The sequence below is a fragment of the Saccharopolyspora sp. MMCC62 genome (genome assembly GCF_057736575.1).
Map to the genome: position 1 here is coordinate 1 of NZ_JBYKCM010000011.1, position 18,644 is coordinate 18,644.

The window sequence follows — 18,644 nt, forward strand, 5'->3', positions numbered from 1 at the left end:
AAGAGGGGGCTGGGGGAAAGGGGAATCCGGGGTGGACCGCACGAGGGGTAGGGCCACCCCGGATTCCCGCGTCCGCCCGCGCGCCCGCCGCAAGATCCGCTTCGCGTAACCTGGGGACGTCGTGGACATTTCGGACGAGTCCGCCGTGGACGGCGGCCCAGCCCCCGCCCTGCGCGCCCCTCGCCGCGCGCTCGTCGTCCTGGCCGGACTGCCCGGCGCGGGCAAGAGCACCGTGCTGCACAAGCTGGTCGCGCCACCGGGCACGGTGGTGCTGGACTCCGAGCAGGTCCGGGCCCGGCTCCGCGCGCTGCTGCCCGCCGCCGTCCCGTACCGCTGGTACCGGCCGCTGGTGCACGCGCTGCACCGCGCGCGCATCGCCTGGTGCTGCCTGCGCTCCCGCGGCCGCGTCGTCGCCCACGAGCCCTCCACCCGGTCCACCACGCGGCTGATGCTGGTGATGTTCGCGCTGCTCACCGGGCGGCGCCGGATCCTGGTGTGGCTGCACGCCGGACCGGAGGAGGCGCTGGCCGGGCAGCACGCCCGCGGCAGGCTCATCCGGGGCCACTCGTTCCAGCTGCACGTGCACCGCGCGCGCCGGATGCACCGGGCGCTGCTGTCCGGGCGGGCACCGTTCGGCTGGCAGGAAGTGCACCTCTTCACACGAGCGGACGTGACCGGCGGCCTGCGGCTGCTCGGCCCCCGCTGACCTGGCGACGAGGTGAGATTCGTCCCGATAGCACGGGTGGGTTCGCCCGGCCGAACGGTTGATCGCTACCCTGGACGACGACGCGGGGGCAGATTCCGCCGCGTCTGGCTGAGACAGCGAGCTGCGAGTGACTGGCAACAGTGCGTGTGCGTGCCAGGTGTGCGCGGCTTGACATGCGCGAACAGCATCGCCCGCCCTTGGAGACGGCGACGGCGGAGCTGTGTTCGGACCTGACTGTTGCGATCGCCGCGTGCAGTGGACGTCGGTGCAGGGCCGTGACGCATTCCGGTTCAGCCCTGGCGACCACTACCGAGGAGATCCGCTACACCCATGCCCCAAATCGATCAAGCAGTTTCCGGTGGGCTTCTGACCGGCGACGCGAGCTCCGAGCTGCCCGCCGCCGACCTGAACGGCGAGCAGGCGGTCACCGCCGCGGTCGAGTCCGTCGAATCTGCGCTCGCCGAGCAGGCCCCGGCCGCCGCCGAGCAGCCCGCCGCCGAGCAGGCTCCGGTCGAGCAGGCCCCCGCCGAGGAGAGCACCGAGCCGTCCGGGCCGTCCGGTTTCGACGCGCTCGCGCTGGACCCGCTGGTCCGCAAGGTCCTCGTCGAGCTCGGCTACGAGACGCCGTCGCCGATCCAGGAGCAGACCATCCCGCCGCTGCTGGAAGGCCGCGACGTGATGGGCCTGGCCCAGACCGGCACCGGCAAGACGGCCGCGTTCGCGCTGCCGATCCTCACCAACCTCGACCTGGACGCGCCCGGCCCGCAGGCCCTGGTGCTCGCCCCGACCCGCGAGCTGGCCATCCAGGTCGCCGAGGCGTTCCAGCGCTACGCCAAGCACCTGCCGGGCTTCAACGTGCTGCCGATCTACGGCGGCCAGAGCTACGGCCCGCAGCTGGCCGGGCTCAAGCGCGGCGCGCACGTCGTCGTCGGCACCCCGGGCCGGCTCATCGACCACCTGGACAAGGGGTCGCTGAACCTGCGCAACCTCAAGCACCTGGTGCTCGACGAGGCCGACGAGATGCTGCGGATGGGCTTCATCGAGGACGTCGAGCGCATCCTGCAGTCGGTGCCCGCGCAGCGGCAGGTCGCGCTGTTCTCCGCGACGATGCCCGGCGCGATCCGCAAGATCAGCCAGTCGTACCTGCGCGAGCCGGTGGAGATCTCGGTCAAGACCAAGACCTCCACGGCCACCAACATCACCCAGAAGTACGTGCCGGTGCGCGGCCCGTACAAGCTGGACGCGCTGACCCGCATCCTCGAAGTGCAGACCTTCGACGCGATGATCGTGTTCGCCCGCACCAAGCAGATCACCGAAGAGCTCGCCGAGAAGCTCAAGGCGCGCGGCTTCAACGCCGCCGCGATCAACGGTGACGTGCCGCAGGCGCAGCGCGAGCGCACCATCGGGCACCTGCGCGAAGGCCGCATCGACATCCTGGTGGCCACCGACGTCGCGGCCCGCGGGCTCGACGTGGAGCGCATCTCGCACGTGCTGAACTACGACATCCCGCACGACAGCGAGTCGTACGTGCACCGCATCGGCCGCACCGGCCGCGCCGGGCGCAGCGGCGAGGCGATCCTGTTCGTCTCCCCGCGCGAGCGGCACATGCTGCGCTCCATCGAGAAGGCCACCCGGCAGTCCATCGAGCAGATGGACCTGCCGAGCGTGAACGACGTGAACGACCAGCGCCTCGCCCGCTTCGCCCAGGGGATCACCGACACCCTGGAGAAGGGCGGCCTGGAGCTGTTCCACAACCTCGTGCAGGAGTACGAGCGCACCCACGACGTGCCCGCCGCGGAGATCGCCGCCGCGCTGGCCGGCATGGTGCAGGGCGACCGCCCGCTGCTGCTGGAGCCGGAGCCGCAGGACAACCGCAGGCACCGCGAAGGCGGCTACGAGCCGGCCGGGACCGACACCGACACCTACCGGGTCGAGGTCGGCCGTCGCAACCGCGTCACGCCGAGCGCCCTGGTCGGCGCGCTGGCCAACGAGGGCGGCCTGCACAGCAAGCACATCGGGCACATCGACATCCGGGCCGAGCACACGCTCATCGAGCTGCCCGCGAACCTGCCCGAGGACATGCTGCGCAAGCTCAGCAAGACCCAGGTCGCCGGGCGCGGCCTGCGGATCACCCGCGCCGACGGCGAGGTCCTGGCGCGGCGCGGTCCGCGTCCGAGCCGGGACAAGCCGCGCCCGCACCGCAAGGGCGGCCCGCGCGCCCCGCAGCAGGGCGGTCGTCCCGGCGGCGGCTACGGCAAGCGCCCCAGCCGCGACCGCACCTGATGACGAGGGCGGCGCGGTCTCCCGGTGGAGGCCGCGCCGCCCGCTCGTCCGCCCCGCGCCCGCCGCTCGGACGCGGGCACCTGCCCGGCGGTCGCCTCCGGCGATTCCGGGTGCGGTTACCCTCGACCAGGTACTCAGGTACATCATTCGACTCAGGAGCGGCGAGAACCCGTGTTCGACACCCTTAGCGACCGGCTCACCTCGGTTCTGCAGAACCTGCGCGGCAAGGGCCGGCTCTCGGACGCCGACATCGACGCCACGGCGCGCGAGATCCGCATCGCCCTGCTGGAAGCGGACGTGGCGCTGCCGGTGGTGCGCGCGTTCATCTCGGGTGTCAAGGATCGCGCGAAGGGTGCCGAGGTCTCCGGCGCGCTCAACCCCGCCCAGCAGGTCGTCAAGATCGTCAACGAGGAGCTCGTCGGCATCCTCGGCGGCGAGACCCGCAGGCTGGAGCACGCGAAGAACCCGCCCACGGTGATCCTGCTCGCCGGCCTGCAGGGCTCCGGCAAGACCACCCTGTCCGGGAAGCTCGCCAAGTGGCTCTCCGGCCAGGGGCACACCCCGATGCTGGTGGCCTGCGACCTGCAGCGCCCCAACGCGGTCACCCAGCTCCAGGTCGTCGGCGAGCGCGCGGGCATTCCGGTGTTCGCGCCGGAACCGGGCAACGGCACCGGTGACCCGGTGGACGTGGCCCGGCGCAGCCTCGACGAGGCGAAGCGCGCGCAGCACGACGTGGTCATCGTCGACACCGCGGGCCGCCTCGGCGTGGACGAGGAGATGATGCGCCAGGCCGCGGACATCCGGGACGCCGTCCAGCCGGACGAGGTCCTGTTCGTGGTCGACGCGATGATCGGCCAGGACGCGGTGTCGACCGCGGAGGCCTTCCGGGACGGTGTCGGCTTCTCGGGCGTGGTGCTCACCAAGCTCGACGGCGACGCCCGCGGTGGTGCCGCGCTGTCGGTGCGGCACGTGACCGGCCAGCCGATCATGTTCGCCTCCAACGGGGAGAAGCTGGAGGACTTCGACGTCTTCCACCCCGACCGGATGGCGAGCCGCATCCTCGGCATGGGCGACATGCTCACCCTCATCGAGCAGGCCGAGCAGGCGTTCGACGCCGACCAGGCCGAGCAGGCCGCGCAGAAGCTCGGCTCCGGGCAGCTCACCCTCGAGGACTTCCTCGAGCAGATGCAGGCGGTCCGCCGGATGGGTCCGCTGCAGAACCTGCTGGGCATGCTGCCGGGTGCGAACCAGATGAAGGACCAGCTCGCCAACTTCGACGAGAAGCACCTGGACCGGGTGCAGGCGATCATCCACGGCATGACGCCCGCCGAGCGCACCGACCCGAAGATCATCAACGCCTCGCGGCGGCAGCGCATCGCCAAGGGCTCCGGCGTCAGCGTCAGCGACATCAACGACCTGGTGAACCGCTTCTTCGAAGCCCGCAAGATGATGCAGCAGATGGCCGGCCAGTTCGGCGGCTTCGGCGGCGGCGGGGGCGGCAAGAAGGGCAAGAAGGGCAAGGGCAAGAACCGCAAGGGCAAGGCCAAGGGGCCGACCCCGCCGAAGGGCATGCGCGGCATGCCCGGCGGATTCCCCGGCCTGCCGCCGGGCGGGTTCCCCGGCGGGATGCCCGGTGGTGGAGCGCCCGGTGCCGCCCCGGACACCTCCCAGTTGCAGGGCGGGCTCAACGAGCTCCCGCCCGGGTTCGACCCCTCCAAGCTGAACTTCGGCGGCAAGAAGAAGAAATGAGCGCGCCGCTGCACCTGCGCGGCGTGCTGCTGCCCGAGGGCGAAGCCGGTGAGCTCTGGATCGGCGACGGCCTGATCAGCCGCGCGCCGCTGCCCGGCGCGACCACCGTGTTCGACGGCGGCTACCTGCTGCCCGGGCTCGTCGACGCGCACTGCCACGTCGGCATCGGCCCGAACGGCCCGGTCGACCTGGAGGTCGCCGCGCAGCAGGCCGAGACCGACCGGGACGCGGGCACCCTGCTCATCCGCGACTGCGGCGCGCCGATCGACACCCGGCCGTTGCAGGAGCGCGCCGACCTGCCGCGCATCATCCGCGCGGGCAGGCACCTGGCGAAGCCGAAGCGCTACATCCCGTACCTCGCCGACCAGCTGGAGCACGAGTCCCAGCTGCCCGCTGCCGTGGCCGAGCAGGCCGCCTACGGTGACGGCTGGGTGAAGCTCGTCGGCGACTGGATCGACCGCGCCGCGGGCGATCTCACCCCGCTGTGGAGCGCGGACGTGCTGGCCGAGGCGATCGCCGTCGCCCACGAGCACGGCGCCCGCGTCACCGCGCACGTGTTCGGCGAGGACGCGCTGCCCGGGCTGCTCGCCGCGGGCATCGACTGCATCGAGCACGGCACCGGCCTCACCGACGACACCGTCGAGCTGATGGCCCGGCACGGCACCGCGCTGGTGCCGACGCTGGTGAACATCGAGAACTTCCCGTCGTTCGCCGCGGCGGCCACCAAGTACCCGGACTACGCGAGCCACATGACCGCCCTCTACGAGCGCGGCGACGCCACCGTCGCCAAGGCGGTCGAGGCGGGCGTCCCGGTGTATGCGGGCACCGACGCGGGCGGCGGCATCGAGCACGGCGTGCTCGTCGACGAGATCCGCGCACTGCACCGCGTCGGCATGTCCGCGGAGCAGGCGCTGGGCGCGGCGTCCTGGGCCGCCCGCGCGTGGCTCGGCCACGGTGGACTGGAGCACGGCGCGGTCGCCGACCTGGTCTGCTACGACACCGATCCGCGCGCGGACCTCGGCGCGCTGCGCCATCCCCGCCGCATCGTGCTGCGGGGCGCCGTCGTCACCTGATCGACGGTCCACCACGTCCGAAAGCGGATGTGGGGTGGTGAAAGACGAAGGTAATCTGGCGTTTCCGCCGGACATTCGGCGTGCTGGGAACACCCGTGGTCGAGCGGCGGGGATACCGGGCACGCCCCGGAACGCCGCTCGTTCGAGACGGAGGCGCCCGTGCAGGTACCGCAGCCCGAGCCAGCTGAAGGCGTTTCCGCCCAGGACGGGGGAACCGGGACCGCGACCGAAGTCCCCACCCCGCCCGCCGCGCGCGACCACAGATGGGGCTTCGGCGCGTTCTTCCTGGCCGAGGCGGTGTTCCTCATCGCGTCGGCGATGCTGATGGCGCTGTTCGGGGACCCGCGGCAGAGCGAGTGGTTCTCGGCGGCGCTGGTGTGCATGCTGATGCTCCCGACGCTGGTGTCGGCCGCCGTAGCGGTGGCGATCACCCTGCTGCGCGGCAACGGTCCGCGGCTGGACTTCGGGTTGTACTGGCGGTGGGAGGACGTCAAGGCGGGCTTCGGCATCGGACTGGTCGGGCTGCTCAGCACCACCATCGCCTCGACGATCTGGATCAGGTGGGTGGGGCCGGAGAACGCCACCTCCGCGGTCAGCACCCTGCTCGACGGGGTGGAGCTGTCGCCGTCGCTGGCAGTGCTGATCTTCCTGCACGTGTGGCTGATCGCCCCGGTGTGCGAGGAGGTGCTGTACCGCGGGCTGCTGTGGGGCGCCATGGAGCGGTTGCGGTGGAGCCGGATCAGCGCGTTCGTGCTCAGCACCGCCGTGTTCGCCATCGGGCACCTGGAGCCGGAGCGCACCTGGCTGCTGCTGATCATCGCGATCCCGATCGGGATCGCCCGGATGCGCACCGGCAGGCTCACCGCGAGCGTGGTCGCCCACCAGGTGAACAACTTCCTGCCTGCGCTGGGACTCCTGCTCATCTCCCTCGGCGTGATCACACCGACGTGACTTCGCTCCGCTGCTGGTGCGAAGCGGTGGGTGGCGGAACCTCAGCGGTTTCCTCGCTGGCAGGAGACGGACGCTGCCCGCTGCTCAGTTGCTTCGCCGCTGACGGGAGGCGGGCACCGGCCGCTGCGCAGGCGTGATGCGGGTGCTGGGAGGGACCTGCTGCGGGGCGGGGCGGGGCATCTGGCAGAATAAGCGCCTGTTCGCTGCGAGTCGGTCCCTCTCACCGTCCGCGGCCATCGACGTATGAGCCATCCACTCCGTATTTCCCCACACGGCTTGGTTCGCTCGCCCGAGCACGAACGAGAGTCTGAGGAGCACCAGCACCCGTGGCTGTGAAGATCAAGCTGGCCCGTATCGGTAAGATCCGGGAGCCGCACTACCGCATCGTCGTCGCCGACTCGCGCACCCGCCGCAACGGCCGGGCGATCGAGACCATCGGTCAGTACCACCCGATGGACAACCCGAGCCGCATCATCGTCGACTCCGAGCGCGCGCAGCACTGGCTGAGCGTCGGCGCGCAGCCGACCGAGCCGGTGCAGGCCATCCTCGAGGTGACCGGTGACTGGCAGAAGCACAAGGGCCTGCCGGGCGCCGAGGGCACCCTGAAGGTCGCCGAGCCGAAGCCGAGCAAGGAAGAGCTGTTCGCCGCCGCTCTCGCCGCCGCCGGTGAGGACACCGTCGCCGAGGCCACCACGCCCAAGAAGAAGGGCGGCAAGAAGGCCGAGGCCGAGGCCGCTGAGGAGCAGAAGTCCGAGGACGGCCAGGCGTGACGGTCCTCGCGGACGCGCTCGAACACCTGGTGCGCGGCATCGTCGACAACCCCGACGATGTCCGCGTCCAACTCCTCACCACCCGGCGGGGCCGCACCCTGGAAGTCCACGTGAACCCGGACGACCTGGGCAAGGTCATCGGCCGCGGTGGCCGCACGGCGACCTCGCTGCGCACCGTGATCTCCGGGATCGGCGGGCGCGGCATCCGGGTCGACGTGGTCGACACCGATCGATGAGGACGGCATGACCGGTCCGGCACTGGCTGTGGGCAGAGTCGCGAAGACGCACGGCGTGCGCGGCGAAGTCGTCGTCGACGTGCGCACCGACAGCCCCGAACTGCGGTTCGCGCCGGGCGCGGTGCTCGGCGTCCAGCGGCGCGGCAAGCCCGGATCGGACACGCTCACCGTGACAGCCGCCCGGCCCCACGCCGGGCGGCTGCTGGTGCGCTTCGAGTCGGTGGACGACATGGACGCGGCCGAGCAGCTGCGCGGCGTCACGCTGACCGTGCGCACCGACGAACTCGCGCCGACCGACGACCCGGACGAGTTCCACGACCACCAGCTGGAAGGTCTGCGGGTGGTGCTGACGACCGGTGACGAGGTCGGCGTGGTGCGCGAAGTGCTGCACACGCCCGGCGGCGAACTGCTGTCGGTGCGCACCGCTGACGACGTGGAACGGCTCGTCCCGTTCGTCACCGAGATCGTGCCCGAGATCGACCTCGAGGCCGGGCGCGTCGTCATCGACCCGCCCGAGGGCCTGCTCGGCGACGACTGATCCGTCGCCCCTCCGGCACGTTGCTCTCCCGGCCCCGCGCCGGAACTTCCCGCTCGAAGGACCACCCGTTGCGCATCGACGTCGTCACGATCTTCCCCGAATACCTGGCTCCGCTGCGCGCCGCGCTGCTGGGCAAGGCCATCGAGCGGGAGAAGATCTCCGTCGGCGTGCACGACCTGCGCGACTGGACGCACGACGTCCACCGCGCGGTGGACGACAGCCCGTACGGGGGCGGCCCGGGCATGGTGATGAAGCCCGACGTGTGGGGCGAAGCCCTCGACGAGGTGTGCGGTCCCGGTCCGCAGCTGCCCCGGCTGATCGTGCCCACCCCGGCCGGCCGGCCGTTCACCCAGCGCACCGCCGTCCGCTGGTCCGCGGAACCGTGGCTGGTGTTCGCCTGCGGCCGCTACGAGGGCATCGACGAGCGGGTGGTCGACGAGGCGGCATCGCGGATGCCGGTCGAAGAGGTCTCCATCGGCGACTACGTGCTGGTCGGCGGCGAGGTCGCCACCCTGACGATGGTCGAGGCGGTGGCCCGGCTGCTCCCCGGCGTGCTGGGCAATCCGGCCTCGGCCGAGCAGGACTCGTTCTCCGACGGCCTGCTGGAAGGCCCCAGCTACACCCGGCCCGAGGTGTGGCGGGACCGGCCGGTGCCGGACGTGCTGCGCTCCGGGAACCACGCCGCCATCGCCCGCTGGCGCCGCGACCAGGCGCTGGACCGGACCTACCACCGGCGACCCGACCTGCTGGAACGGTTGCCCGCCGAGGCGCTGGACAAGAAGGACCGCGCGCGGCTGGACGCCTTGCGCGCCGACGACTCCGGGGACGCCTCGGACTGACCGGGCCCAGGCGTGCGGGTGCCGTTCCGCGGGGTCGGTTGCGGCGCCTGCCTGCGCGTCTGGCACACTTGACGGGTTGCCGCAGCCGGGTTCCGTCTCGGCGCGCACATCGCAAGCCAACCCCGTGTCAGGCGGCGGCCGCGGTTAAGTCCGGGCCACGATCCGCGAATGCACGGGTGCCTACGACACGGATGAGGACGGACCACCGATGAACACCCTGGACGCTCTGGACGCCCAGTCGCTGCGTTCCGACATTCCGGCCTTCCGGCCTGGCGACACGCTGAAGGTCTACGTCCGCGTCATCGAGGGTTCGCGCGAGCGGAACCAGGTCTTCCAGGGCGTCGTGATCCGCCGCCAGGGCGCGGGCGTCCGCGAGACCTTCACCGTCCGCAAGATCTCCTTCGGTGTCGGCGTGGAGCGCACCTTCCCGGTGCACACCCCCAACATCTCCAAGATCGAGGTCGCCACCCGCGGCCAGGTCCGCCGCGCGAAGCTGTACTACCTGCGCGAGCTGCGCGGCAAGGCCGCCAAGATCAAGGAGAAGCGGGAGCCGATCGCCGCTTCCTGATGCGGACCGCCCGCGACGACGGGCGATTCTTCGGACGACCCGGGTGCTCCGCGCACCCGGGTCGTCCTTTTTGTTGCCCTGCAGGCGAATCGCATGATCCACGATCAGGTGAACGCCGCGGCGGCGCGTGGCACTCCACACTCCCGATCTCGCCGCGGTGATCCCGACCCGGCAGCCCGGAGCGGACGAACGCGCACGTCATGGGCGGGAAGCGCGCCGCGAGCGCTCGCGTCGGCGGGCAGGGGGACTCCGCCGGGGTGCTCCGCGGTTCCAGTAGCCTGACCGCGTGGCCGACGTCATGCGCTCTAACGGACCAGAAGAAGAGCCTCGCGAAGGCGCGGCTGCCGAACATGCCGATGAGGGCGGTCGCCGCTCGCGGGGCGGCCGCTCGCGCGAGCGGAAGGGATCGTTCTGGCGGGAGCTGCCGATCCTGATCGTCACCGCGCTGGTGCTCACGATCCTCATCCAGGCGTTCCTGGCCCGGGTCTACGTGATCCCCTCCCAGTCGATGGAGCAGACGCTGCACGGCTGCGACGGCTGCCAGAACGACCGGGTGCTGGTCGACAAGATCTCCTACCGGTTCACCGACCCCGGCCCCGGCGACGTGGTCGTGTTCCGCGGCCCCGACACCTGGTCGAAGAACGACTTCACCGTCGAGGAGCCCTCGAACCCGGTGGCCGGCTTCATGCAGGGAGCCATGTCGCTGATCGGGTTCGGTTCGCCCGACGAGAAGGACTTCGTCAAGCGGGTCATGGCCACCGGCGGGCAGACCGTCGAGTGCTGCGACGACCAGAACCGCATGATCGTCGACGGGAAGCCGCTGCACGAGCCCTACATCTACTGGGAGCCCGCTCGCGGCGACACGCAGCCCGACTTCGGGCCGGTCACCGTTCCGCCGGGCTACCTGTGGGTGCAGGGCGACAACCGCAACGACTCGAACGACTCCCGCTTCCAGGGCGGGGGCGGCGTCAACGGCGCGGTGCCGGTGGACCACGTGATCGGCAAGGCGCAGTTCATCGTGCTGCCGCCGCAGCGCTGGCAGAGCGTCCGGGAGGACGACCCGCAGGCCGACGCGCTCGGCGCGCCCGCGTGGCAGACCGGGCTCCCCGTGGGCATCGGCTTCGCCGCGGCCTTCCCCGTGCTGTGGACCGGTCGCAAGTTCACCGCCGCCATCCGGCAGCGCCGCCAGGAGCGGCACTGACGGTGGGTGCACGGCTCGCGTCGGCCGGGGCGGGTTGGCGCCCGCCGCGTCCGGTGATCCGCCGCAGCAGCGGGAACTGGGCGTTGCAGAGCGCCCTGGATCGCAGCGGGTTGGGTCCGGTCGCCGGTGTCGACGAGGCGGGGCGCGGTGCCTGCGCGGGTCCGCTGGTGGTCGCGTCCTGCGTCCTTCGACCGGGGGACGCCCGGAAGTTCGAGGGGCTCACCGATTCGAAGGTGTTGACCGAGGCCGAGCGGGAGCGCCTCCACGAGGTGATCGTGCGTCGGGCCGACGCGTTCTCGACGGTGGTCATCGAAGCGGAGGACGTGGACGCGCTCGGCATCCACGTCGCCAACCTGGAAGGCATGCGGCGCGCGGTGGCGCGCCTGCCGGTGCACCCCGGGTACGTGCTCACCGACGGCTTCAAGGTGCAGGGGCTGGGGGCCCCGAGCGTCGCGGTGCTCAAGGGCGACCTGGTCGCCGCCTGCGTGGCGGCGGCCTCGGTGCTGGCGAAGGTCACCAGGGACCACATCATGCGCGACCTGCACGAGCGGTGGCCGCGGTACGGCTTCGCCGGGCACAAGGGCTACTGCACGGCCGACCACACCGCGAGCATGCGCGCGCACGGTCCGAGCCCGGAGCACCGCTGGTCCTACTCGAACGTGGTGGCGGCCGCGCGGTTGCACGGGATGCGTTCGCCGCGCGCGATCACCAGCAAACCCGGTCTGTTCGATGCTTCTGAGGGGGAAGTGGTGGACAATGGGAGAACCTAGGACGAACGACGGGGAAGGGCTCGCACTGCGATGAGCGCCGAGGATCTCGAAAAGTACGAGACCGAGATGGAGCTTCAGCTCTACAAGGAGTACCGCGACATCGTCGGGCAGTTCACCTATGTCGTGGAGACCGAACGGCGCTTCTACCTGGCCAACGCGGTGGACGTGCAGGTCCGGAACTCCGATTCCGAGGTCTACTTCGAGGTGTCCATGTCGGATGCGTGGGTGTGGGACATGTACCGGCCCGCCCGGTTCGTGAAGAACGTCCGGGTGATCACGTTCAAGGACGTGAACGTGGAGGAGCTGGACAAGCCCGACCTCCGGTTGCCGGAGAACGGTCCGTTCGGCGGGAGCTGAGCGCCGGCGGGCGGCGGGGCGCGCGGGACGGGCGCCTCCGGATCCGATGTCTCCGGATCCGATGCCGTCGGGGCTATGTCGCCGGATTCGATGTCGGCTGAACGGGTGATCACCTGCGGGTGGTCACCCGTTCGGCATTTCACGAATGGTGCGCGATAGATCGTTTTCGATGGAGTTGTCCACAGGACTTCGATCCATCCACAGATTTCCCAATCGGGTCTGGTGGGCCCGGTTCGGCCTGGGCACTGTGGAATGGAGCCCGGCGATCAGCTCCGGGCCCCATTCCGAGCCCGGGAGGACATCATGGCGGTGCGCACGCTCGACCACCGGCCGTTGCGCGGCGAACTCTCCGACTTCTCCGAAGGAGGAACGCACGCGCTGGGCCGCGCCGGTGAACGGCTCGCGGCTCGGCACCTGGAAGAACTCGGCGTTGCGGTGCTCGCGCGGAATTGGCGGACCGCGCACGGCGAGCTCGACATCATCGGAACCGACGGGGACCTCGTGGTGTTCTGCGAGGTCAAGACCCGCTCCGGCATCGACTACGGGGCGCCGCTGAACGCGATCGGGCCGAACAAGATCAGGCGGCTGCGGGAACTGGCCAGGGCGTGGCTCGCGGAGCGGCGGCTGGTCGGCTGCCGGGTGCGGTTCGACGTCATCTCCATCCTGTGGCCGCCGAAGGGGCCGATCACCCTCGACCACCTGCCGGGGGTGTTCTGAATGGCGCTGCGGCGGACCTGGGCCGTCGCGCTGTTCGGCGTGGACGGTCGGCTGGTCGAGATCGAAGCGGACGTGCGCCGGGGCGGGCTGCCGAACGTGCAGCTGCTCGGACTGCCGGACACGGCCCTGCAGGAAGCGAAGAACCGGGTGCGCGCCGCCGTGCAGAACTCCCGGGAGGACTGGCCGCAGAGCTGCGTGACGCTGGCGCTCTCGCCGGCCGCGCTGCCGAAGGCCGGGACCTCGTACGACCTGGCGCTGGCCTGCGCGGTGCTGGCGGGCGCTGAGCAGGTCCCGCCGCAGCTGCTCGAGGGCACGGTGCTGTTCGGCGAACTGGCGCTGGACGGCAGGCTCCGATCGGTGCGCGGGCTGCTGCCCGCGCTGCTGGCGGCCCGGCGGGAAGGGGTGCGGCGGGCCGTCGTGCCGGTGGCGGGCCTGGCCGAAGGTCAGCTGGTGGACGGGCTGGAGGTGCTGGGCGCGCACGACCTCGCCGAGGTCGTCCGCTGGCTGCGCGGGCAGGCGGAGCTCGTGGACCACCCGGCGGAGTCGGCCACCGGGCCCGCCGTCGCCGCGGAGGACCTGGTGGACGTGCTGGGGCAGCCGGAGGCGCGGTGGGCGCTGGAGGTGGCCGCCGCGGGCGGGCACCACCTGCTGCTGGTCGGGCCGCCGGGCACCGGCAAGACGATGCTGGCGCGGCGGTTGGGCGGGTTGCTGCCGGACCTGACCCGGCAGGAGGCGCTGGAGGTCACCGCGATCCACTCGGTCGCCGGTGAGCTCGTCGGCGACGCCCCGCTGGTGGCCGCCCCGCCGTTCGTGGCGCCGCACCACTCCACGTCGGTGCCCGGCTTGATCGGCGGCGGATCGGGGCTCGCGCGACCGGGTGCGGTCAGCCGGGCGCACCGCGGCACGCTGTTCCTGGACGAGGCCTGCGAGTTCGGGCCGCAGCGGCTCGAAGCGCTGCGCACCGCGCTGGAGGAGGGCGAGGTCCGGTTGTCCCGGCGGGACGGCACGTTGCGCTACCCGGCGCGGTTCCAGCTGGTGCTGGCCACGAATCCGTGCCCGTGCGCCCCGGCGAGGGACGCCGACTGCCACTGCGCGCCGCAGGCGCGGCGCCGCTACTTCGGCAAGTTGTCCGGCCCGTTGCTGGACCGGGTCGACCTGCGGGTGGACATGCGCCCGGTCACCGCGATGACGATGCGCGGTGGTGCGCCACCGGAGTCGTCGGAGGAGGTGCGGGCCCGGGTGTCGCGCGCGGTCGGTCGCCGCCGAGCGGTGGTCGGCGCGCGGGTGGCGGACCAACGGAGAGGTGCCGGGGCCGGTGCTGCGCCGCGAATTCGGCTTGCCGGGCAAGGTGACCGCGTTGCTGGACCGCGGCCTGGACACCGGTGCGGTCACCGCGCGCGGTGCCGATCGGTGCCTGCGGGTGGCGTGGACGCTGGCCGATCTGGACGGGCGGGAGCGGCCCGAGGCCGAGCACGTGGCCGCGGCGCTGGCGTTCCGGGAACGGAGGCCGGCATGAACGGCTCGGTGCAAGTGGTGCGGACGTTGCACATCGATCGAGCACGGTGCGTTGATTCCGCGCCTGCGGCGGAATTCCGCGGCGAGCGAGGTGTCCGATGACCAGCACGACGCGGGACGAGCGGCTCCGGGCGGCCCGCGCGTACCTCGCGGCGGTCGCCGAACCACCGGCACCCGCGCTGGCCGGATGCGTCGCCGAGCACGGCCCGATCAAGGTCGCCGAACTGGTGCGGCGCGGCGCCGCACCCGGAGCGGTGGCCGACGAGGTGGAGGCCCGCCGCGAGCACGTCTCCGGCGCCGAACTCCTCGCGGCCACCCGGAGCGCCGGGGCCCGGCTGCTGATCCCGGAGGACCCGGACTGGCCCGCGGAGCGGTTCGCACTGCTGACCGGAGCGGCTGAGATCGGGATTCCGGGCTTGGCCGCGCCGCTGGCCCTGTGGGTGCGGGGCCGGGCGGAACTCGGCCCGGCGCTGGCGTCCTCGGTGGCCGTGGTCGGGGCGCGGGCGGCCACCGGCTACGGCGAGCACCTGGCGGCGGAGCTCGGGCACGGCCTCGCCTCGTCCGGGGTCGCCGTGGTCTCCGGCGCGGCCTACGGGATCGACGGCGCGGCGCACCGCGGCGCGCTGGCGGCGGGCGGCACCACCGTCGCCTTCCTGGCGTGCGGCATCGACGTCGACTACCCGGCCGGGCACGGACGGCTGTTGCGGACGATCGCCGAGCAGGGACTGGTGGCCACCGAGTACGCGCCGGGCACGACACCCCGACGGCACCGGTTCCTGGTGCGCAACCGGCTGATCGCCGCGAGCGGGCACGGCACCGTCGTCGTGGAGGCGGGGGCGCGCAGCGGGGCGGGCAACACCGCCAACACCACCGATGCGCTGGGGCTTCCGCTGATGGCGGTGCCGGGGCCGGTGACCTCCGCGAGCTCGGTGGGGTGCCACGACATGGTCCGCGCGGGCAAGGCGGTGCTGGTGACCTCCGCGGCCCAGGTGCTCGAAATGATCAACCCGCTCGGCTCGGCGCCACCGGTCGACCCGGTGGCCGTGGCGCGTCCCACCGATGCGCTGGAGCCGCGCGCACGGCGACTGCACGATGCGGTTCTTGCTTGCATCGACGCCGATGCCGGCAGGCTGGCGCGCGAGTGCGGATTGCCGCTGCGCACGGTGCGCGCACTGCTGCCGGAACTGGAACTGGCCGGGCTGGTCGAGCGGAAGGAGGGCGGCTGGATCGCGACCGGCGGATGAACGGTCCGCGACCTGCGCGCGGCGCCGATGGGAGCGTGTTCACGGCGTGGCCCCCTTGACCGGACCCCGTCCAGAAGCGAGCGTTTGCGTTATGGAACGCACACGGTCCGGCACGACCGCGAGAACCGACCTGCGGGCGGCTCGGGCGGCGTTGCCCGCCGAGCTGGGCGATGCCGTGGACCGGTTCCAGCGGCATCTCGCCGCCGAGCGCGGTCTTTCGGAGCACACCGTGCGGGCCTACCTCGGAGACGTGACCTCGCTGCTGGCCGGCGTCACCGCGCACGCCGGCCCCGGCACGGGCCTGGACGCGGTGACCCTGCCCGCGCTGCGGTCCTGGCTCGCCGGGCAGCACGCCCAGGGCAGCAGCCGGGCGACGCTGGCCCGCCGGGCGGCGTCCGTGCGGACCTTCACCGCTTGGGCGCACCGCACCGGCCTGCTGGCCGTGGACCCGGGGCCGCGGCTGGCCGCCCCGGGCAAGCACCGCTCGTTGCCCGCGGTGCTGCGCGCCGACCAGGCCGATTCGGCGATGGCGGCCTCGGCGGCCGGTGCCGAGCAGGGCGACCCGGTCGCGCTGCGCGACCACGCACTGCTGGAACTCCTGTACGCGAGTGGCGTCAGGGTCGCGGAGCTGTGCGGTCTCGATCTCGATGACCTCGATCGCGAGCGCAGGCTGCTGCGGGTGCTGGGCAAGGGCAGGCGGGAACGAGCCGTGCCGTTCGGCGTACCGGCCGATGCGGCACTGGAACGGTGGCTGTCGGCGGGACGGCCCGCGCTGTGCACCGACCGGTCCGGGCCCGCGGTCTTCCTGGGCGCCCGCGGCGGGAGGTTGGACCAGCGCATGGCCCGCCGGGTCGTGCACGACGCCGTGCAGTCCGTGCCCGGCGCGGCCGACCTCGGTCCGCACGGGCTGCGTCATTCGGCTGCGACCCATCTGCTCGAAGGAGGAGCAGACCTACGTAGCGTTCAGGAGTTGCTTGGTCACGCTACGCTCGCAACGACCCAGCTTTACACCCACGTGACCGTCGACCGGCTGAAGGCGATTCATGACCGAACCCACCCCCGTTCCTGACGACGCCGGGGGCGGTGCCCGCACCGTGGCCACGGAAGCGACATCGAGATCGACGTCGTCGAGGGCGAATCTCCCCGGCGAGCCGACCGCGCAGCGCAGCCGAAACGGCCGTGGCACGAGCTCCGCGACCAACGGCGCGAAGGTCAACGGCAGCCGGCAGTCCGAGGGCGCGGCCGCTTCCGAGCGGGCCGCGTCGCAGCCGGAGCGCGCCACCCGATCCAGGGGCGACCAGGAGGCTGACGCGGCGAAGCCGCCGGTGTCCGCCCGCCTGCCGTACCTGGTGCCGGACGACCAGCGCAGCGCCGACGAGGTCGAAGCGGGCATCGTCGCGCTGTGGCAGGCCTTCGGCGAACACCGCGACCAGGGCCTGCGGGACCGCCTGGTGCTGCACTACGCGCCGCTGGTCAAGTACGTCGCGGGCCGGGTCGGCACCGGGCTGCCCTCGCACGTCGAGGTCTCCGACCTGGTGCAGTCCGGGATATTCGGCCTGGTCGACGCGATCGAGAAGTTCGAGCCGGAACGCGGCCTGAAGTTCGAGACCTACGCGATGCAGCGGATCCGGGGCGCCATCCTGGACGACCTGCGCGCGCAGGACTGGGTGCCGCGCTCGGTCCGCAGCCGCGCCCGCGACCTGGAGCGTGCGCTGGAGCGGCTCGAAGCGAAGCTGCAGCGGCACGCCACCGACGTGGAGCTGGCCGACGAGCTCGACGTCTCCGCCGACGAGCTGCACGAGCTGTTCGCGCAGCTGCAGATGACCAGCGTCGTCGCGCTCGACGACCTGATCAGCGTCGGCTGGGGCGGCACCGCCTCACTGGCCGAGACGCTGCCCGACGACCGCGCCGAAGACCCGGTGGCCGCCCTGGTCGACCGGGACAGCCGCAGGCAGCTCGCGGAGGCGGTGGAGCGGCTCAGCGACCGCGACCGGGTCGTGGTCACGCTCTACTACTTCGAGAACCTGACCCTCGCCGAGATCGGCAAGGTCCTCGGCGTCACCGAGTCCCGGGTCTGCCAGCTGCACACCCGCGCGGTCCTGCGGCTGCGCAGCAAGCTCACCGAACCGCAGGGGTGAGCTCCGCGGCCGGGCGGGGCTCGCCGGACCACGGCAGCAACCGGACCTCGCCGCCGCCGAGCAGCAGCAGCGGGTCCAGGTAGCGCCCGCCGCGGAGAGCCCCCCAGTGCAGGCAGGCCGGTGCCGCACAGCCGGGATGCCCCGGCTCCAGCAGGCCGAGCGGCGTGCCCGCCTCGACCCGCCCGCCGGGCTCGACCAGGGCCCGGACCGGTTCGTAGGTGGTGCGCAACCCACTGGCGTGCTCGACCGACACCAGCGGCCGGCCCGCGACGACACCGGCGAAGCGCACCACGCCGGGCCCGGCGGCGAGCACCACGTCCCCGGGCGCCCCGGCCAGGTCCACGCCCCGGTGGCCGGGACCGTAGGCGGTGGTCGGCGGCTGGAACGGCCGCGACACCGCGGAACCGGGCAACGGCCGGAGGAACCCGGAAGCGCCTCCGGAAGTGCCCGCGGCTTCGACGGGCGGCGGCCGGGGATCGGACGCGGCGGGACCGGCCGCCTCCGCGGAGACCGGCGCGACCGCCGGCGGCAGCGATACCGGCAGCGGAGACCCCGGGGGCAACGACACCGGCAGCAGCGCCGCCGACAGCAGCGCCACGGGGAGCAGCGCACGCAGCAGCGCGAGCGCGGAGATCCTCCCCGCGTGGCGCGCACGGGCCTGCGCGGAACGTCCGGCACGTCGGTCACCAGCGCAGGAGCGGAGTTTCCGGGGGAGCGGCAGCATGGTTCAACCCTGACCGGTGCCGTCCGCCGCCGACAGGGTCGATCCGGGAATCTGTGGACGGATCGGCGACCTGTGGACAACTCGTGACCGCGCCCGGAGGGGCTTTGCCGGTCGAGTACACTGTGACCGCGGTTTCGTGTGCGCACGGATCCGACTTCGCGTGTCCGCGCGTCGCCACCGGGATCCCGATCGGGTCGGAGCACGACCGGCTCGGGAACCGACAACTCCAGCTCCCGCGACGCCCGACGGCCGTGCCCGACGGCGT

The 18,644-nt window shown here is 72.5% G+C and carries 18 protein-coding genes and 1 pseudogene; 18 read left to right on the forward strand and 1 reads right to left on the reverse strand.

The window, feature by feature from the left end:
• Positions 1-121 precede the first annotated feature (121 nt).
• From AC29IT_RS23505 to whiG, 18 genes and pseudogenes are all read left to right on the forward strand, one after another.
• Positions 122-706 carry a P-loop nucleotide/nucleoside kinase family protein gene (locus tag AC29IT_RS23505; protein ID WP_358439527.1) on the forward strand — a complete coding sequence of 195 codons (585 nt, stop codon included), beginning with the start codon at positions 122-124 and terminating at the stop codon, positions 704-706.
• A 330-nt stretch (positions 707-1,036) separates the two neighbouring features.
• Positions 1,037-2,989: a DEAD/DEAH box helicase gene (locus AC29IT_RS23510; protein ID WP_488220123.1), complete on the forward strand. Its 1,953-nt coding sequence runs from the start codon at positions 1,037-1,039 to the stop codon at positions 2,987-2,989.
• 171 nt (positions 2,990-3,160) lie between these two features.
• Entirely contained in the window at positions 3,161-4,738 is a 1,578-nt protein-coding gene (gene ffh / locus AC29IT_RS23515) for a signal recognition particle protein (protein WP_358439533.1), read from the forward strand.
• Positions 4,735-5,811 carry an amidohydrolase family protein gene (locus AC29IT_RS23520; RefSeq protein ID WP_488220124.1) on the forward strand — a complete coding sequence of 359 codons (1,077 nt, stop codon included), beginning with the start codon at positions 4,735-4,737 and terminating at the stop codon, positions 5,809-5,811. Before ffh ends, AC29IT_RS23520 begins: the two co-directional genes overlap by 4 nt.
• 159 nt (positions 5,812-5,970) lie before the next feature.
• Complete coding sequence (locus AC29IT_RS23525) at positions 5,971-6,762, forward strand: CPBP family intramembrane glutamic endopeptidase (RefSeq protein WP_358439540.1); 792 nt, start codon at positions 5,971-5,973, stop codon at positions 6,760-6,762.
• A 326-nt stretch (positions 6,763-7,088) separates the two neighbouring features.
• Positions 7,089-7,532: a 30S ribosomal protein S16 gene (gene rpsP, locus AC29IT_RS23530; protein WP_358439543.1), complete on the forward strand. Its 444-nt coding sequence runs from the start codon at positions 7,089-7,091 to the stop codon at positions 7,530-7,532.
• Positions 7,529-7,768, forward strand: a complete 240-nt coding sequence (locus tag AC29IT_RS23535) for an RNA-binding protein (protein WP_184481725.1) — start codon at positions 7,529-7,531, stop codon at positions 7,766-7,768. The genes rpsP and AC29IT_RS23535 overlap by 4 nt, the downstream gene beginning before the upstream one ends.
• A gap of 7 nt (positions 7,769-7,775) precedes the next feature.
• The gene (gene rimM / locus AC29IT_RS23540; RefSeq protein ID WP_358439547.1) at positions 7,776-8,306 is read left to right on the forward strand and encodes a ribosome maturation factor RimM; all 531 of its coding nucleotides are present in this window, start codon (positions 7,776-7,778) and stop codon (positions 8,304-8,306) included.
• A gap of 68 nt (positions 8,307-8,374) precedes the next feature.
• Positions 8,375-9,145, forward strand: a complete 771-nt coding sequence (trmD, locus tag AC29IT_RS23545) for a tRNA (guanosine(37)-N1)-methyltransferase TrmD (RefSeq protein WP_358439550.1) — start codon at positions 8,375-8,377, stop codon at positions 9,143-9,145.
• Positions 9,146-9,353: 208 nt separating this feature from the next.
• Positions 9,354-9,713 carry a 50S ribosomal protein L19 gene (gene rplS, locus AC29IT_RS23550; RefSeq protein ID WP_224959983.1) on the forward strand — a complete coding sequence of 120 codons (360 nt, stop codon included), beginning with the start codon at positions 9,354-9,356 and terminating at the stop codon, positions 9,711-9,713.
• Between the two features lie 286 nt (positions 9,714-9,999).
• On the forward strand, positions 10,000-10,914 hold the full coding sequence (lepB, locus tag AC29IT_RS23555) for a signal peptidase I (protein ID WP_358439553.1): 915 nt from the start codon (positions 10,000-10,002) through the stop codon (positions 10,912-10,914).
• A 2-nt stretch (positions 10,915-10,916) separates the two neighbouring features.
• Positions 10,917-11,684 (forward strand): ribonuclease HII, encoded by a 768-nt coding sequence (locus AC29IT_RS23560; RefSeq protein WP_358439556.1) that lies wholly within the window; start codon positions 10,917-10,919, stop codon positions 11,682-11,684.
• Positions 11,685-11,714: 30 nt separating this feature from the next.
• Complete coding sequence (locus AC29IT_RS23565) at positions 11,715-12,041, forward strand: DUF2469 domain-containing protein (protein ID WP_224959986.1); 327 nt, start codon at positions 11,715-11,717, stop codon at positions 12,039-12,041.
• A gap of 303 nt (positions 12,042-12,344) precedes the next feature.
• Positions 12,345-12,758 (forward strand): YraN family protein, encoded by a 414-nt coding sequence (locus tag AC29IT_RS23570; protein ID WP_358439559.1) that lies wholly within the window; start codon positions 12,345-12,347, stop codon positions 12,756-12,758.
• Positions 12,759-14,274, forward strand: a pseudogene (locus AC29IT_RS23575) (YifB family Mg chelatase-like AAA ATPase).
• 97 nt (positions 14,275-14,371) lie between these two features.
• Positions 14,372-15,517, forward strand: a complete 1,146-nt coding sequence (gene dprA / locus AC29IT_RS23580) for a DNA-processing protein DprA (RefSeq protein WP_488220125.1) — start codon at positions 14,372-14,374, stop codon at positions 15,515-15,517.
• A 91-nt stretch (positions 15,518-15,608) separates the two neighbouring features.
• Entirely contained in the window at positions 15,609-16,586 is a 978-nt protein-coding gene (locus tag AC29IT_RS23585) for a tyrosine recombinase XerC (protein WP_488220126.1), read from the forward strand.
• Positions 16,561-17,655 carry an RNA polymerase sigma factor WhiG gene (whiG, locus tag AC29IT_RS23590; RefSeq protein WP_488220127.1) on the forward strand — a complete coding sequence of 365 codons (1,095 nt, stop codon included), beginning with the start codon at positions 16,561-16,563 and terminating at the stop codon, positions 17,653-17,655. Before AC29IT_RS23585 ends, whiG begins: the two co-directional genes overlap by 26 nt.
• Here whiG and AC29IT_RS23595 read toward each other — a convergent pair.
• On the reverse strand, positions 17,636-18,253 hold the full coding sequence (locus AC29IT_RS23595) for a M23 family metallopeptidase (RefSeq protein WP_488220128.1): 618 nt from the start codon (positions 18,251-18,253) through the stop codon (positions 17,636-17,638). The genes whiG and AC29IT_RS23595 overlap by 20 nt on opposite strands.
• Between the last annotated feature and the right edge of the window lie 391 nt (positions 18,254-18,644).